We start from the raw sequence: 16343 nt of genomic DNA on the forward strand, positions 1-16343 counted from the left end.
TTACTTGAAATCGCGTAGCCCCTCTTACAAAAGGGTATACGAGGCGATGTCTCAGCGATATAAACTCTATCGTCGAACCAGCGGCATTTATGTTGTCCGCATTAGCGTTCCCCAACGTTTTCGTCGATACGCAGGACAGTGTGAGATTCACACTTCAACAGGCACTCACGATCTTCATGAAGCAAAGCAGAAGTCCGCGCTCCTGTTGGCGGTCTGGTATCAGACCTTACAAGAGTATGAACAATTGGATTATCGAACTTTAAGTGACTGCGCCCCGCTGCTTGCTGGTGAGGGTATGATCTCGCTTTCTAACTTTGCTCAGTCAGTTGAGTTGCCTGTTGCGCAATTAATACAGGCGGTGATGAACCGTAATCTGCCCGTATTCTGGCTGGCGACGGGGCAGGCTGGCTTTTATGTTGCAGCGCTCTCTGAGGCTGAGCTAGACCCGCTTGATGGCAGTTACGTTCTTAATTATGGCGAAGAGAAGGGTATCGAGGGGGTTGCTAAAGGCTATCTGCAACTCACTGCGCAACCAGCACATTTACGTAACATTATTAGCGACGGTTATTCAGAAGCTTCGGTGTTCAAAACTGCCGGAAGCGACGCTAAAGGCGGTTGGTTTTTCACCTCCGGTTGGCCGGTAATTAAACCCGATACGCTTTTGATCAATAAAGTCCATGCAGAAAGCCTAAGGCTTGATTGGCTGGCTAAGACCACGCCTCCAGTCGCTAGCGTTCATCCTACCGTGCCTCTTGCCGCTCCTGCCCCTACTATCGATAACGAGTATGTTAATCGAAAGTATTACACTAAGAACCTGTCGTGGTTATGTTCTGAATATCTAAAGCATCGGCGCAAGGGCAAGGTATCGGAGTCGGCTATAAGTGATATCCGTAACTATTTCGGCTTTATGATCGAAGCGATGGGTGACATTCAGTTGGAAGATTTTGATCGCGATTTCCTCCGGGCTTATGAGAGCAAACTGCGCACGATCCCGGCAAACCGTAATTTAGTCAAAGCTAAATATGGAGTGAAAACGCTGGATCAGTTAATCGCCAAAGCGGCGGAATGCGGCGATAAATTGATGACTGAGGAATCCGTTAGGAAGTATATCAACGGCATTTATGGTGCAATGAAGTGGGCTGTTGCTGACGGTAAGCTACTGAAATCGCCATGCGAAAACTTTTTTCCATCCGATGATAAAGATGAGCGAGATCAGGATCACACTGACATATTTGAACCGCATGAAATTAAAGCGATTTTTTCGTTACCGTGGTTTGAGGCTGGAACTGTTGAACGCAATGCGCAAGGGCGATTCCATCAATATTGCCCGTTTAACTATTGGGCACCTTTGCTGGGCTTGATGACGGGGGCGCGAGTTAATGAAATCGCTCAGTTGCTGCTGAGTGATGTTCTGGCAGACGACGGCGTCTATTATTTGAACCTTGAAAGCGATAATGAAAGCGGAAAGAAACTCAAAAACGCTAATGCTCGCCGCAAGATTCCGCTCCATTCAAAGCTGATTAGTCTCGGTTTCATCGACTACGTGAACGCCTTAAAAGATGCAGGGTATGCTCGTCTCTTCCCGGAGCTTAAACCACATAAAACAAAAGGCTATGGTAGGCCAGTTTCCGCATGGTTCAATGAATCGTTGCTTGCGGGGCGGTTGAAACTCGAGAGGAACAGAAGCAAATCTTTCCATTCTTTTCGCCACTCAGTTTCGACTTTGCTCAAGGAGAAGGGCGTTAGCTCAGAATTACGAGCGCAGCTACTTGGGCATGTGCGCGGCGAAACTGAAACGGAAGTGCGATATAGCAAAGACCTCAAACCAGTTCATATGATTGAAGTCGTGGAGAAAATTGATTTTTCGTTACCTGATATAGCGGAATTCAACATTCCTGACGGGCTGGATGCTGTCAGAGATGCGTTGCGAAGAAAGCGTGGCAAACAAACAGGTTGAGTCAGTTACTATTCAGTTGAGCGATGCTTGAATGCGCTGGGACGCTTCCTGGCGCGTTTTTTTATTAAGGGGGGGATTTATAGTGCTGAATTTGGAGGCGCTCAAAACGAGTTTAGTGAGACTTGATGACCTACAATTGCACCCGCAGCCCTTCTACACATTCTGATGGTAGATTCATTACTGCTTTAATGCTGGTTTCGATGCTGCGAATAATGCCTTCGCGTGGGCCGCTGCGCCAGTCAGCGCTTGCGTAAAAAGCATTGAGAACCGCAGCCATTTTTCAGCGCTGTCAAAGGTGCGAATGAGGTAGTAGCAATCCGGGTCATGAAGCGAGTTGCCAAACGAAACAACATGGATCCCGTGGCGTTAGTGTAGGGGAACGCTGATTTCCTGCATGATGGCATGAAAAGCGGCACCGCTGCCATTGCGTAAAGTGTATTGCAGTATCTCGACGGTTCTCAAAGCGCTATCTCTTTGCTGCTACTTGTTGATAGCAATAAAGTAAACCGGGCTGGGCCATGAAGCCACAACTAATCAACGACCATCCCATCCATAAACAAAGCTGCAATATGCGACTCAGACGTGCTGGGAAGCTTTCTGGCGAGTTTTTAAAGAAGGTTGTGGAAATCCATGGTGCGGAATATACGGCGCTCTCATAGCGCAGCTGGCTAAGTCGCACGCTAATTACTTAGCTAAAATGGAAATACGCGAGCACAGCTAAAACAATGAGCACGCCAAAACCAAATAACCCCTCGCGATGCCTGGTTAGCCATTTGCGTTTATACCGTAGCGGCTCGTAGAAAGGCGTTACCCATTTAAGGAACTCTGCGTTGAGATTGTCCAAGGACTCTTTGGGTTCTTTAAGGTTGCTGCCGACAATGTATTGGCGTCTTATCAAATCTACCCGGCAGTTACCGATGCGTTCCCTCTCAGTTGTAAGCTCAGATTCATCAACGAAATCAAATGACTCTATAATCACTTGGTGTGCTGCCTGCAAATCTTTATGGGTGACAAAAGCATCACAGGTGATCAGGTTGCCTTGAGAGGTGAATGTCAGGAGATCAATCCCGTGAGTTGCTTGTAAATTATCGATTAGTTGTTGTCTGATGGCTCTATCAAATGGTCGGATGTATCCCCATTTTGGATCGATATCTCGACCACACTCCTCATAGCTGAAAAACTCGCCTTCTAAAGAATTGCCACGCCAATCAAAGCGCACATAACCATCCGGTTGGGGTTGGTAATAACTGGATACGGGCATACATCACCTTGAAAATTGAATGCTTTCGATTCCGCTGGCATGTTGTGTTGATGCCAGATGCAAAATTATATGCTTAAGTCAATTGTTTAAGTTGTTATTAAGTTGGCTTATATTGTTGTTCAGTTGTTGTAATTGATAATTGTTTTGTGTCGCTTGCATATTGGCATCGAAGGCCGCTTGTTGCTGTATTTGCATCTGCTGTTGCTGGGCTAAGGTATTTGAAAGGTTCTGCATTCCGGAGGCAAAGCGAGCTTGCGCTAATTGATTCTCTTGGGCATCTTGTTGAGCCTGAAGTGCTCCCAGATTGCTCATCGTGCCGCATTCAGGTCCGGTAATACCTATTGTATGATTTGCATCCCTTTTCTTTCCTTCAGCTACAGCAGCGTAAAAACGTTCAGAATTACCTGTGGCGTAAGCATAGCCAGCAGCCCGACAAAGCTCATTCGAAGTCAAAAGGGATACATCTCCTTTTGGAGAACGGTCGACGTGTTTTACACATCCTGTAAGCATAACGCTAACAGAAAACATTATTACCAAGCGTGTGTTCATATCACCCTTTAAGCTGTTTTTAGTCATGAGAAAAAATACCATTAAGAATATTCTTACTCTGCCATGTCAAAAATGCAATCATGACTGACTGTTAAGTATAAGGAATGCCTTGCCGTCGCGGAAATTTTCGGACGCTATGCCTGCAAGAGTCGCTTCCAAACCTAGGAGATCCACTTTCTCTCGCCCAGCTTATCCGGCTGCATTTATACCGCGAACATGAAGAAGGTAAAAAACGTTCCGTTCGTGTTTGATGGAAGGGAACAGCAAACGACAAACACCGATAGCTAAGGTGTGTAAGCTGATAGTTGAGTTGTTATATATACAGTTATTAAGAGAACTGTATCCAGACCAGCAGGAATGCGGCTTCTTTCCTGCTGATTGTCACTTTTTTTTGGAATAACGGAACGGGCTGCGGCTCAAACGTGTAGACGACGTAACGCACCCTTGACGGCGTTTTGCAGATCGCTAACAACCGCCAGATGAGAGCTTTCTTTCCGCAGGCGCTTGTCACCGTTGACCATCATCCAGCTACGTTTATCCCTTCGTCCGATGTTATTGAAAGAATGCAATCCGCGCTCGGCTGTTGCGTCGTTCACCTTACGAGCTGCGTTGATAGCGGTAAATCTGAACATATCACCGTTAGCCATCATTTCAGGCTCAATTGGTTTGCGAAATTTGAACAGGTGAGCGAGGGTTTCAAATCGAAAGCGCTGCATGTCGCTAAGATGGTGAAGAGAGTAGTGAGTGAGCGCAGCACCTTTTAACGTGACTTCAACACGAGCGCGTTGCTCTTCTACAGGTAGTTTCTGATCGTTGTCAGTGCGTTTGTGGTAGACCTGCCACGAGATGTTGTCCCACTTGTTACCTGTCCTGAAGTTTCGATACGGAGTGATACGTGTTCCGGGGAAAAGGTAGACATTTTTCCACGAAGCGGGGTTGAATTGCCTTGGTCGGGTTCCGTTACTAAACAGGCTTGTCTGAAGCCGATAGGTCATTGCTCGTGTCGCTGATACTGACCGTTGTTTATGCCAGAAATCGCAGAAAACTTCGACTCCCACGATTTGTGGCTCACACGCAAATGGGAAACGGTTTTGCAATTGCTTGAGTGCAGCTTCCAGCTTCCCGCCATGGTTTGCCAGTAGATCACGGAAGCAAATCCGAAAAGTATCGTTAGTGCTGCTTATCGTAGGTTTTACCCACGTTTTAACGTTGTTGTCGGGACGGGGGGCGCATGATGACAACTTTGAGATACGTAGACCGCAGGGTTTAACCCAGAGTTTTAATCCGGTGATTTTAAGTAATTCATCCTGAACGTAGCGATGCTGGGTCAGTCTGGAGAAGCTGATCTTTAAGTCCAGCCAATCGATCCCGGCTGAAACCTTAAAGGATTTGCGGTCTGCTTCAGCAGCTACGTATTTTCGACTCTTCATAGTGCGACCTTATTGAAGGGAACTTCAAACCGGCATCAGGGTAATTCGAATTGAGTAGATTTGAGAACATTTCGAACACCGTAGCACAATAGTTTTACGATAAAAACCTTAGTTATCGATGTTAACCTAACTGTATGAGAACACTTCTATTTTTCATATACAGAGGATGTTTCGGCTCACCTGTAGCGTTTAAGACGAAGCACATAGTGTTGCAGATGCGGTGACATGCGCATCCAACGCGCTGGGAAGCCCTGTGGCGCGTTTTTTATCAGGGGCAGTGGATTTATTGGTTTGAAATTTGTGGCACTATCTCAGAGCGTTTGGATAAGTCTGTCGAGATGAACATACTTAGCCGCGTATTCTTCACCAGCGTAGTGACATAATGTCAGGCAGGCATTGGGGGGCGCATGAAGCGTAAACACTGGATAAGCATCGAAACACACAAAAAGTTCTATAGGGCTCGCAGCGAGTTTGCGGACTGGACGGATAGGGAGTGGAAACACCCGGTTTCCTGCTTTCTTTTGCAGGTCTGGGGATTCTTGATGTTTGTTATTCTTGGACTGGCCTCTCTGCTTTTGGGTGTTGGTTCACATAAAAATGCCTTCCCGGAATTATATCTGAACGATGAAAAGCGTGGACCAATTCGCTTTAAGTATTCTTTGACCTTATTCGTCGAGGGCAAGGGCTGGATTTTGTCTGGCATGTTCGCGATTTTGTTCGTCTCAGTTGCTGACGTATTCAACCCATTCTTTTTAACTTCGCCCCTTATTTACTACGTAATCAATGGCACAGCACTATTCGTTGGATGGTGGATCGGGGTATTTGTTTATCTGAGGTTAGTTAGTTGGATGAGAGAACGCACCATTTGGCTATCAGAATGGCAGCGTAGATACCCTGACGACAAGTAGCTCAACTGTTAGCGATATCGCCATTATCTCGCACTCAGGGTAAGTATTTTCGATTCTTCAAAAAGTTGCTGCCAACAAACGACCGTTTTCCGGCACTTACCAAGCACACGCTTTCACACTGTTGGAAAAATAGCCTTGGCTTTTCTGGCAGGCTATCCTATTTTGACACCGTTTTCTGGCAGGGGCCGGATGAGGAGAAAACGATGGCAACTTTTGGCTACGGGCGTGTTTCAACAACGCAGCAGGATACTGAAAACCAGCGTCTGGAACTCGGGCAGGCTGGTTGGCAAATTGATTACTGGTATGCCGATGTTGTCAGCGGTAAGGTTCCGGCGACGCACCGCAAAGCGTTCTCCGAAATGCTCAGTAAAATTCGCGACGGTGAAACGCTGGTGGTTGCGAAACTCGACCGACTGGGGCGTGATGCCATTGATGTCCTCCAGACGGTCAGGGCGCTGGCAGAGCGCAATATCAAGGTTATTGTCCACCAGCTTGGCACGACTGATCTCACCTCCCCAGCAGGTAAGTTGTTGCTGTCGATGCTGGCCGCGGTTGCGGAGATGGAGCGCGATCTTTTGATTGAGCGAACTCAAGCGGGACTGTCACGAGCAAAAGCTGAAGGCAAGAAGTTGGGCAGACCTTCGAAAATCGCCCCTGAAGCCCGTAGGGCGATTATTGAGAAAAAGAATAGCGGAATAAGTATCAGCGCGTTAGCTCGCGAATACGATGTTTCCAGAGCGACTATTACCGCTATCCGTGATTAATCGTCAGTGATTACATACCTGATTGGCAGGTTTGATAAACTAATACTTCAACTTCCTGCGGTTTTTTTTCGGCCATATCTTTGTAAACCATGCCAGCAAGGGCATGGGCAAAAATAATATTATTCTCAGTGATACCGGGTTTGCCTCTGAGGCTTTCGATTTGTTGTTGATAAACGGAAATAGGGTTGTGTTCGTCTCGCCCGATGGCAATATTTTTTGCCATCGTTGACCATGCCGTGCAGACATCATCGTTAGCATCTCTCTTCAACGAGCTTTCCAGCACTTTATCTCCACTGATAGCATGTTGCGCCCATGCTGAATTGTTGGCGATAAACTTTTTAGAGCCGGTAGTAATACCATATTCGATGCGAATGCCGTTATCGTGGTAGCTGCCGTCAGCATCTTTAGTCGCTAGCTTTAGAGATATTCGGCAACCGGGGAGTGTTTTGTGTTCTTGCACCGAGGTAATAACGGTGTCCGTATCGCAATCCGCAAAGCTGTATTCTGGGTTAACATAGGTGTTAGTTTTTATGAGTAGTCCGGTAAGGCCGTTTTTGTAGCCTTTTGCCGGCAATGTTTTGAAAGCGCTGCGGTCACCTTTTTTGATCGCATCCCGGAAGTGATCCATACCGATACGTGTCGCCAGTTGATCAAGGCTTTCAGCTGCGTAGGAGGTTGCGGGTAAACCTGCCACCACTGACAGGACAAACAGGTTTTGAGCAAGACGTTTCATATGTGACTTATTTTTAACCATTTCATTTTCCCCCAAAGGTCAGATGTTACTGACAGTTTTGTGAGAATAATAAACCTTATATTTTAAATGTCACGATTGGTGCGTGGCTCTTTAGTGGACATTTGCGCAAATTCAGGGCATGAAAAAGACCCTGAGAAAACTATTTGGACAAAGAGTAAAAGAGCTCCGCGTAGCTACCGGATTGAGTCAGGAAGCCTTTGCCGATCGGTGTGGGTTTGCGCGTAGCTACATGAGTCGCATCGAACGTGGTGGCTCGAATGCGTCTTTGGATGCGATTGAGGTGCTGGCTAACGCTCTGAGTGTTGAGCCGTGGCAACTGTTGGTGTCTGGTTTGTTCGAAGATAGCGACCCGGAATTACTGGTTCCCTATGCGGCTGATGGCTCGTGTTTTCATCCTGGGCTGGCGAGCACCCGTGATGGCTCGTTTGCCGTAGGTGATAAAGCGGCTCAGAAGCGTTTTGGCACGTTTGCTGAAGCTCTTGAGTATCTTCGTAGCATGGAGACAGCAAAATGGCGTAGGCCTAATCCTAGCGGCAACTGGGGTATCGTATCAGCGGTTCGGTGGGACAAACTGAGAAAGTAGCTCAAGTGTAAGTTTATGAATTTTTATGCTGTATGGATGAACAGTATTCATTGGATGCTGATAGTCCTACGTTTCATCAGCCCTTTGTTTCTATAAGAGTAAATAAAACAGCAAAATACGGGTGCATTACGTATGCGTTACGGTGGCGTTTCACTTTGAGGCTAAATGGCTTAATTCATATAAATAACATTGAGTTAAATGGTTATTCTAAACAAAGTCTGCCGGGGTTTAACTGGTTTCAAATTCCGAACGCAGTGGCGTTTACTTAACGTCCACAAAACTGACAAACGTTCTTCCCTCCCGACACAGCAAACCTCCATAAACATCTATAGACAGGTATGGCTCGTTGGTGTTTTGTGACGTCACGAATATTAGGTTTGATTCCGTTCACCGGATCAAACTTAAGATATAGCCCCTAGAACAAAAAGGTCCTACGATTGTTCTTTTAAAGGCTAATAGGAACGTGATTACAGCAGGTTATGGAGACTTAGGTTCGAGTCCGGCCTTCGGCACCAAAAGATGTGAAAGAAGTCGCTTAAGGGCGGCTTTTTTTGTTTGCATAATCCTCGCATTTTACATGCTTTCTCATTGATGTCCCCTTTAAAACCTGCTAAATATTATTTAGGAGTATTCTGAACCAATGGGCATTTTTAAAGGAACTCAGATTGCTTTGAGAATGTTGTTTAGCGGAGGAGATGATGTTCGACAGCAAAAAAACGTTATCTGAGTTTAAACCAAACGTTGTATACGATACTGATTATGATGACATTATTAAAGATTTTTATAATAAAGCTCTACCATTAGCAAAAATATATAAAAGAGCGGTTGGTTATTTTTCTTCATCATCAATAATGTTAGCTGCGCAAGGGCTTTTTCACTTCATTCATAACGATGGAAGGATGCAGTTGATAATAGGCTCTCCGTTGTCACGAGAGGAGTTTGATGCAATAGACGAAACTAAAAAAAACTCCTTCTTAAGCCAATGTTGCGCAGAAACATTAAACAGAATTTATTATGAATGTACTTCAAACGTATTGAAGGCAGGTATAGAGTTACTTTCATATCTTGTTTTTAACGGTAATCTCGATATCAAATTTGCTCTAAAAAATAATGGAATGTATCATGAAAAAATTGGCGTATTGATATCAGAGGATGGAAGGAAAATATCATTTGGAGGTTCCGCTAATGAAACAGGAAGTGCTTTAAGTGGCGATGTAAACAGTGAATCGATAATGGTATTTAGTGACATTGATTCTGAGGTATATGCTAAGTATGGAATTCAAATAGAGCGAAAATTTGATTCATTATGGAATAACAACGTTAAAAACATTAAGGTTGTACCAGCAACACCAGATTTTATTTCTTCAATAAAAGAATATTCCAAGGGGAAGGATTTAAATTATTTCAATGAGTTGTTTTCTAAAATTAATACAAATTCTAAAGATTTTGTGCGTATTGATTTCGAGGACAATCTCGATCCAAAAATCCCTCTTTATATTAATGGGCTGCCTTATTCTCTGAAAAAACATCAAGAAAATGCAATCAAGGAGTGGCAGAATAATTCATTTAAAGGGATTTTTACAATGGCAACAGGTGCTGGGAAAACGATTACTGCATTACATGCAGCAACAAAGCTTTTTCAACATATGAATAGTAATTTGTTTTTTATTGTAGCTGTGCCGTATCAAGCCTTAGCTGAGCAATGGCGAAAAGAAATGGCTCGTTATAATATATTCCCCTTGATTTGTGGTTTTTCAAAAAACAACTGGAGTTTTCAATTAAAAAAAATTGTCGCATCGTCAAATTTAGCGAAAAATAAAAAATTCAACGCTATTATTGTTGTTAATGCAACGTTGAAATCAAATGATTTTCAGTTTGAATTGAATAAGATTAATCCAAATGGAATGCTTTTTATTTGTGATGAATGTCATCATCATGGTTCATTCAAAATGAACGGAATTGTCCCTGAAGCAAAATTCAAAATTGGATTATCTGCCACACCATGGGAGGACTATTACTCGGATTCAGCAGTTTTTCTCAGGAATATATATGGGCAGCCGATTGCTAAGTACGATCTTGAAGATGCATTGAAAGACAATGTGTTGTGCCCATATAAATATAAAACAATATATTGTGAAATGGATGATGATGAAGTTGAGAGTTACTTGCAGATTTCGAAATCCATTTCAGTTTTAGAAGGTAAAAGAGAAAAAGGGGTTAGTATTGATGAAAGTCAACTATTGCATCTGCTTTTAAGGCGTACAAGAATGTTGGGAGCTATAAAAAGCAAATATTACAAATTAGATAAACTTCTAAAAAATGAAGGGATAAAATCAAAATCCTTATTTTACTGCGGCGAGGGGAGTGATTTATCAGAAGAAGTTAACGAAGAATATGGTTCAACACAAATCATTGATAAAGTTACAAGGGTACTCGCCAAATATGGTTATAAAAATGCTCGATTTACCAGTGAACAAACGAATATTCAGAGAGAAGAATATTTAGAGGCATTCAAAAATGGCACTTTAGATTCTCTGGTAGCTAAAAGAGTTTTGGATGAAGGAATTGATATTCCAGATTGTAGGTATGCATTTATTTTAGCTAGTGCAAATAGTACAAGGCAGTACATTCAACGAAGGGGACGCATCTTACGTAAAAGTACTGGGAAAGAGTTTGCAGTGATTTATGATTTTATTGTATCTCCTCCCACTAATAGGAACTCTCAAGCACTTGATTCCTTAATAAAACGGGAGGAAGCAAGAATTCATGAATTTAGCCGCCTAGCGATCGAAACGGAGATAGTAGATGTCTAACAATCATGTAGAAATACTTAAACAGATTCGTGATTCTTTGGAGAAAGACCCCGACTTTTTATCAACCGATGAAGATAGAATTCTTCAAAAAATAATAGATCATGAAAGAGTTGCTCGTTCTGTATCGAATCCTTCTGATGATAAAATTCGGTTGAATTATATTGATTCAATATTGAAAGAATACTTGGAGTCATAACATGAAATTAAACAAGATTATAGTCACCAACTTTCGGCAATTCTATGGAAGTAACACTATTGTTTTTGCCACAGATGAGGAAAAAAACATTACTTTAATTCATGGTGAAAATGGTCTAGGAAAAACCACTCTTTTAAATGCAATTTTATGGTGTTTTTATAATCGCTTTACTAATGACTTTGAAAACCCCCGTGAAATAGTGAATATTTTTTCATTGAGTCAAGGAAATATTATAGCTACTGTAGAGATCATATTTAATCATGAAGGTAAAGAATTTTATATAAAACGAGAATATAATAATAGCACACAGAATAATGATGTTATTGTATACGAATTAGAAAATGGTACATTTATTAAGCAAGTTAAGTTAGCATTACCATTTATTCAAAGTGTTATTCCTTCTCAAATGGCTGACTATTTTTTCTTCCATGGTGAGGGTATTGCTAACATTAATAATAATAATAATTTGACTAAGTTCAGGAAGGCAATAAGAGACATATTAGGATTCACATCTGCTGAATATGCAAAGGATGATCTGATTGAATTAATTTCAAGAAGAAAGGTAGAGATTCAAAAAATAACAAAAAAAAATAATGAATATAGTGCTAAATATAAAATAAAAACTGATCTGGAGTATGACAGGAGAGAATTGATTTCTGCTAGAGAAGTTTGTAAAGATAATATTGAAAATTATCAGATTGAGTTAGATGCACTGAGTGAGAGACTTAAGAATATAAAAGTATATAATGTCTCTGATATACAAAACAAAAAACAAGCAGAAGAGAAAAGGGTAAAACACATCGAAGCAAAAACTAGCGAACTTATGGCTAAACAAAAAAAATTAATTTACCAATATGGAATGATACTCTTTGGCTATAAATTAGCAAACGATACGATGCTAAATATTACTGAAAAGGAGGTTTTGGGTGAGATACCTTCTCCATATGATGAGAGTTTAATTAATAAGATTATTGACGCAAAATTATGCATTTGTGGCAGAGAGGTTAATCCTTTATCTTGTGAATATGAGCATATCAAAAGCTTAAGGAATAAAGCTAATACAGCTGATATAAAACAAAAAAGACTTGCAGCAGTACATTTTGCAGGGTCTATAGGAAATCTTTCTGAGAAACCACAAGAATTTATTACGGCATACCAAGATATTGATAAGGAGATTGCAAATTTATTAAGAGAAAAACAAATATCTACACTTGAAATAGCTGACCTCCAACAACAATTAGAAGATATAGGTGATGGTGGAGAAAGAGAGGTTGCAACAATTAATAAAGAGATACATTCTATATCGACACAAAAAGAAAATGCAAAAATTAGAATGAGTAATATTGAAAAAAATATTTCTGTACTTAATACTAGAATTGGTGAATGTGACCGATGGATAAGTTCTAATGCGCCAGACAATGATTTGGTTTATAAATATAATCGAGATATTGAGAAGTTAGAGAAACTAGTCCGTTTATGTGAATCGAAACTAAAGAATTATGAATTAACAGCTAGAAATAATATTGCAGTAAGTGTAAATGTTATTTTGAATAACTTTTCAAGGAAAGAATTTAACGTTAGAGTTACGGAAAACTTCGACTTTAAATTAGCAAGACCAGATGGTTCTTTAGTTGCAAAAAGTAAGGGGGAAAATCTCCTTTTAAATCTATCCTTTGTTTCAGCACTTTTAGGATTTTGTGCACAACGGGCTTCAGGAGATAATCGTTTTTTAATCAAAGGTACTGTTGCACCATTTTTCATTGATGCCCCTTTCGGTGAGCTTGACGATACATATCGCCAAGCAACAGCAATATTTTTACCTCAATGCTGTGAGCAATTGATATTACTACTTTCCTCTTCTCATTGGAGTGGGACCGTTGACTCTTCAATAAAAGATCGTGTTGGCAAAGAATATTTGATTATTTCACATAAAACTGAAAAGCAAAATGAAAAGCCCTCTGATCTCATTGAAATCAAAAATATAGTTCATCAGCAATCAATTTATGAGTCGGATTTTGAAGGTTCATTGATTAAGGAAATTTAATGGAAATTTATTTCGATGCCCAATTTGATGATCTTCTTACCGAAGTAGTGGATGAAGACAAGATCTTTCCAACATATATGCATTTCGCATGTTTTGCAGCATCAATTGGCTGGCGTTTAGATAATGTACAAATCAAAACAAGAGGAAAATCAGCCAGAGATACTGTATTTACTAATAATCAAATGGAAGGTTTAATATATTTGATTGGTATAAACAAAACTAATGGTATGGAGTGCCTTAGAGAAGAGAACATAAATCAGTGCTGGGACCATTTTCAAAGTGCTGTCAATGCTGGTATGAATGTTATCAATGATTGGTTACATGAATTCCCATTGAAAGATAAGTCTGAAGTAATTCTTCTTCATATGCTTAGTGCTGCGACTGAGATATCAAATGAGCAGAGTAGTAACAATGCTGTTGATATCAATAATATTGAAGATCTTTTGTCTTAATATTGATATTTGTGTATGGTTTCGAATGTAACTCTTAAGCACCTTGATATTATTAAGGTGCTTTTGATACAAGTAATATATTTTAACTCACGAAGTATTCACCGTTATGATGACTACCTGAGGTTTCTACTAGTATGATATATATATCAATTATTATTCATATGCATATTTAATAGTGTGGTATAATTCATTCGTGTATTTATTGTTAGAGTAATCTTGGAGTAACCGTGAACATTAAAGCAGATGGCAAAAACTTAGAGCAGATATTTTATGGTTTAGATACTCGATATTTTATTCCCCGATATCAACGTGATTATTCATGGACTGCCAGCAATGAGCTTAGCGAACTATGGACTGATATTATTACCTCTTATAATGAAGGTAAAGAATATTTTATGGGGACGTTACTATTAGCAAGTCGAGGTAAGAACGGAACTCAGTATGATATTGTTGATGGACAACAAAGAACGATTAGCTTCATGTTATTGCTGTCTGTAATCCAGGATTATTCTAAGCTTGTTGTTGATGGCGTAATTAGTTCTGATGATCTTGATTCAACGACTGAGAAAAGAGAAGATGCTGCTGACTCTTTATTTTCAAGCGTCAACAGACACATTAAACAAGATGACTATTATTTGCGAGCAAATAACAAAGATTCAAAATATTTTGAAGATGCTTTAGATATATCAAAACGAGAAGTTCTTACTAATGTAGTAAATAAATCAAACAGAATAACAAAAGCAAAGCGTTTTTTCCAAGAGAAAGTAAGAAAAGAATTTTTTGGCCGTAGTAATTCTTTAACTGAACTCAAAAAATTTTTCCGCTTCGTTATTACGAAACTGAAGTTCGTAACTATCACAGTTGAAGATGATTTCGACGCTTACATAATATTTGAATCTCTTAACTCAAAGGGGATGGACCTCTCTGTTGCTGACCTGCTAAAAAATAAGATCTTAAGCAATATTTCGAGTAATTATCAAGATGCAGCGCTTTGCGAATGGGATGACTTGGTAAAAAAAATTCAGGCTGTTCCTGCAAGTTTCGTAGATTATATTAAGGTTTACTGGAACTCTTACGAATCAACGGATGTTACAAAAGCAACGCTTTATCAAACAATCAGAAAAAAAATTGGTAATGACGAAATCAATACTAGGAATTTTCTAAGTGAGCTTATTCAAAATTCTGAACCATTTAGTAAGCTAAAAAATAAGTCAAATCTTAATTGGCCTAAGATAAATACCAACGATAAATGGGCAGAAAAAGTAGCCGAAATGAATTTATTGGGCTATACAATCCATTTGCCTTGTTTCCTTTACGCACTAAAAAATAAAGAAAGTATTCTTGAAAAGTTGGCTGAATTATCATTGAATTTATTGTTTAGGTGGGTAACAGTTTGTGATTATGGTATTGGTGAAATAGATTCTCTCTTTAAGAAAATTCTTGCTGATCTTAAAGCTGGTAAATCTGATGCTGATGTTTTGAAAAACTTCATTCCGCTGATAGAAAAAGTTCAAGGCTCTTTCATTGAAAGTTTTAGCCTATTTGAAACTGAAAGTTCGACAATATTGAAATATATTTCATGTAAAGTAGATTTACATCTGGGTGCGACTAAAGCCTTAATTCCTGACTTGGCTTTGTTGAATAAATCGAACTTTTGCTGAGTTGAAGGATCAGATCACGTATCTTCCCGACAACGCAGACCGTTCCGTGGCAAAGCAAAAGTTCAAAATCACCAACTGGCCCACCTACAATAAAGCCCTCATCAACCGTGGCTCCATAACTTTCTGGCTGGATGATGAAGCTATTCAGGCCTGGTATGAGTCAGCAACACCTTCTTCACGAGGCAGACCTCAGCGCTATTCTGACCTTGCCATCACGACTGTGCTGGTCATTAAACGCGTATTCAGGCTGACCCTGCGCGCTGCGCAGGGCTTTATTGATTCCATTTTTTCTCTGATGAACGTTCCGCTACGCTGCCCGGATTACAGCTGTGTCAGCAGGCGGGCAAAGTCGGTTAATGTCAGTTTCAAAACGCCCACCCGGGGTGAAATCGCACACCTGGTAATTGATTCCACCGGGCTGAAGGTCTTCGGTGAAGGCGAGTGGAAAGTCAAAAAGCATGGCCAGGAACGCCGCCGTATCTGGCGTAAGCTGCATCTCGCCGTTGACAGTAAAACACATGAAATCATCTGCGCTGACCTGTCGCTGAACAATGTGACGGACTCAGAAGCCTTCCCGGGTCTTATCCGGCAGACTCACAGAAAAATCAGGGCAGCATCGGCAGACGGCGCTTACGACACCCGGCTCTGTCACGATGAACTGCGGCGTAAGAAAATCAGCGCGCTTATCCCACCCCGAAAAGGTGCGGGTTACTGGCCCGGTGAATATGCAGACCGTAACCGTGCAGTGGCTAATCAGCGAATGACCGGGAGTAATGCGCGGTGGAAATGGACAACAGATTACAACCGTCGCTCGATAGCGGAAACGGCGATGTACCGGGTAAAACAGCTGTTCGGGGGTTCACTGACGCTGCGTGACTACGATGGTCAGGTTGCGGAGGCTTTGGCCGTGGTGCGAGCGCTGAACAAAATGACGAAAGCAGGTATGCCTGAAAGCGTGCGTATTGCCTGAA

The 16343-nt window shown here is 41.2% G+C and carries 13 protein-coding genes and 3 pseudogenes; 10 read left to right on the forward strand and 6 right to left on the reverse strand.

All coding sequences use genetic code 11. The annotated features are described in order from the left end of the window. The first annotated feature begins 46 nt into the window (after positions 1–46). Entirely contained in the window at positions 47–1957 is a 1911-nt protein-coding gene (locus tag MX657_RS03040) for a site-specific integrase (RefSeq protein ID WP_100126811.1), read from the forward strand. A gap of 130 nt (positions 1958–2087) precedes the next feature. On the opposite strand, the pseudogene MX657_RS03045 reads toward MX657_RS03040, so the two are convergent. From MX657_RS03045 to MX657_RS03065, 5 genes and pseudogenes are all read right to left on the reverse strand, one after another. Further along, positions 2088–2314, reverse strand: a pseudogene (locus MX657_RS03045) (NIPSNAP family protein). Between the two features lie 331 nt (positions 2315–2645). Continuing rightward, a complete protein-coding gene (locus MX657_RS03050) occupies positions 2646–3218 on the reverse strand; it encodes a hypothetical protein (RefSeq protein ID WP_047363091.1) in 573 nt (190 codons plus the stop codon). A gap of 78 nt (positions 3219–3296) precedes the next feature. Further along, complete coding sequence (locus MX657_RS03055; protein ID WP_127320578.1) at positions 3297–3794, reverse strand: hypothetical protein; 498 nt, start codon at positions 3792–3794, stop codon at positions 3297–3299. 389 nt (positions 3795–4183) lie between these two features. Beyond that, positions 4184–5197 (reverse strand): hypothetical protein, encoded by a 1014-nt coding sequence (locus MX657_RS03060; protein WP_047363087.1) that lies wholly within the window; start codon positions 5195–5197, stop codon positions 4184–4186. 121 nt (positions 5198–5318) lie between these two features. Next, positions 5319–5408: pseudogene (locus tag MX657_RS03065) on the reverse strand (DUF1643 domain-containing protein); the annotation flags it as partial. A gap of 196 nt (positions 5409–5604) precedes the next feature. Between MX657_RS03065 and MX657_RS03070 the strand changes: the two are divergent. Next, entirely contained in the window at positions 5605–6105 is a 501-nt protein-coding gene (locus tag MX657_RS03070) for a hypothetical protein (protein ID WP_047363085.1), read from the forward strand. 203 nt (positions 6106–6308) lie between these two features. Beyond that, on the forward strand, positions 6309–6869 hold the full coding sequence (locus MX657_RS03075; protein ID WP_045353128.1) for a recombinase family protein: 561 nt from the start codon (positions 6309–6311) through the stop codon (positions 6867–6869). A 265-nt stretch (positions 6870–7134) separates the two neighbouring features. On the opposite strand, the pseudogene MX657_RS03080 reads toward MX657_RS03075, so the two are convergent. Next, positions 7135–7602, reverse strand: a pseudogene (locus MX657_RS03080) (hypothetical protein); the annotation flags it as partial. A 139-nt stretch (positions 7603–7741) separates the two neighbouring features. On the opposite strand from MX657_RS03080, the gene MX657_RS03085 reads away from it, so the two are divergent. The 7 genes from MX657_RS03085 (at position 7742) to MX657_RS03115 (ending at position 16342) form a co-directional block, all read left to right on the forward strand. Beyond that, on the forward strand, positions 7742–8206 hold the full coding sequence (locus MX657_RS03085; RefSeq protein WP_045353130.1) for a helix-turn-helix domain-containing protein: 465 nt from the start codon (positions 7742–7744) through the stop codon (positions 8204–8206). 695 nt (positions 8207–8901) lie between these two features. Beyond that, positions 8902–11019 (forward strand): DEAD/DEAH box helicase family protein, encoded by a 2118-nt coding sequence (locus tag MX657_RS03090; protein WP_346807259.1) that lies wholly within the window; start codon positions 8902–8904, stop codon positions 11017–11019. Next, entirely contained in the window at positions 11012–11215 is a 204-nt protein-coding gene (locus MX657_RS03095) for a hypothetical protein (protein WP_063152428.1), read from the forward strand. Before MX657_RS03090 ends, MX657_RS03095 begins: the two co-directional genes overlap by 8 nt. A gap of 1 nt (position 11216) precedes the next feature. After that, the gene (locus MX657_RS03100) at positions 11217–13259 is read left to right on the forward strand and encodes an AAA family ATPase (protein WP_346807260.1); all 2043 of its coding nucleotides are present in this window, start codon (positions 11217–11219) and stop codon (positions 13257–13259) included. Further along, a complete protein-coding gene (locus MX657_RS03105; protein WP_063152430.1) occupies positions 13259–13711 on the forward strand; it encodes a hypothetical protein in 453 nt (150 codons plus the stop codon). The genes MX657_RS03100 and MX657_RS03105 overlap by 1 nt, the downstream gene beginning before the upstream one ends. Before the next feature lie 227 nt (positions 13712–13938). After that, positions 13939–15372 carry a DUF262 domain-containing protein gene (locus tag MX657_RS03110; protein ID WP_346807262.1) on the forward strand — a complete coding sequence of 478 codons (1434 nt, stop codon included), beginning with the start codon at positions 13939–13941 and terminating at the stop codon, positions 15370–15372. A gap of 1 nt (position 15373) precedes the next feature. Beyond that, positions 15374–16342, forward strand: a complete 969-nt coding sequence (locus MX657_RS03115) for an IS5-like element IS903B family transposase (protein ID WP_162263814.1) — start codon at positions 15374–15376, stop codon at positions 16340–16342. Position 16343 lies beyond the last annotated feature (1 nt).

The sequence above is a fragment of the Enterobacter chuandaensis genome, assembly GCF_039718975.1.
Classification (GTDB): Bacteria; Pseudomonadota; Gammaproteobacteria; order Enterobacterales; family Enterobacteriaceae; genus Enterobacter; species Enterobacter chuandaensis.

Excerpts from the sequence above, each read along its gene's own strand:
- MX657_RS03060 (WP_047363087.1), bottom strand. The coding sequence starts at position 5,197 with ATGAAGAGTCGAAAATACGTAGCTGCTGAAGCAGACCGCAAATCCTTT.
- MX657_RS03090 (WP_346807259.1), top strand. The coding sequence starts at position 8,902 with ATGATGTTCGACAGCAAAAAAACGTTATCTGAGTTTAAACCAAACGTT.
- MX657_RS03050 (WP_047363091.1), bottom strand. The coding sequence starts at position 3,218 with ATGCCCGTATCCAGTTATTACCAACCCCAACCGGATGGTTATGTGCGC.
- MX657_RS03085 (WP_045353130.1), top strand. The coding sequence starts at position 7,742 with ATGAAAAAGACCCTGAGAAAACTATTTGGACAAAGAGTAAAAGAGCTC.
- MX657_RS03070 (WP_047363085.1), top strand. The coding sequence starts at position 5,605 with ATGAAGCGTAAACACTGGATAAGCATCGAAACACACAAAAAGTTCTAT.
- MX657_RS03040 (WP_100126811.1), top strand. The coding sequence starts at position 47 with ATGTCTCAGCGATATAAACTCTATCGTCGAACCAGCGGCATTTATGTT.
- MX657_RS03100 (WP_346807260.1), top strand. The coding sequence starts at position 11,217 with ATGAAATTAAACAAGATTATAGTCACCAACTTTCGGCAATTCTATGGA.
- MX657_RS03105 (WP_063152430.1), top strand. The coding sequence starts at position 13,259 with ATGGAAATTTATTTCGATGCCCAATTTGATGATCTTCTTACCGAAGTA.
- MX657_RS03095 (WP_063152428.1), top strand. The coding sequence starts at position 11,012 with ATGTCTAACAATCATGTAGAAATACTTAAACAGATTCGTGATTCTTTG.
- MX657_RS03055 (WP_127320578.1), bottom strand. The coding sequence starts at position 3,794 with ATGACTAAAAACAGCTTAAAGGGTGATATGAACACACGCTTGGTAATA.
- MX657_RS03075 (WP_045353128.1), top strand. The coding sequence starts at position 6,309 with ATGGCAACTTTTGGCTACGGGCGTGTTTCAACAACGCAGCAGGATACT.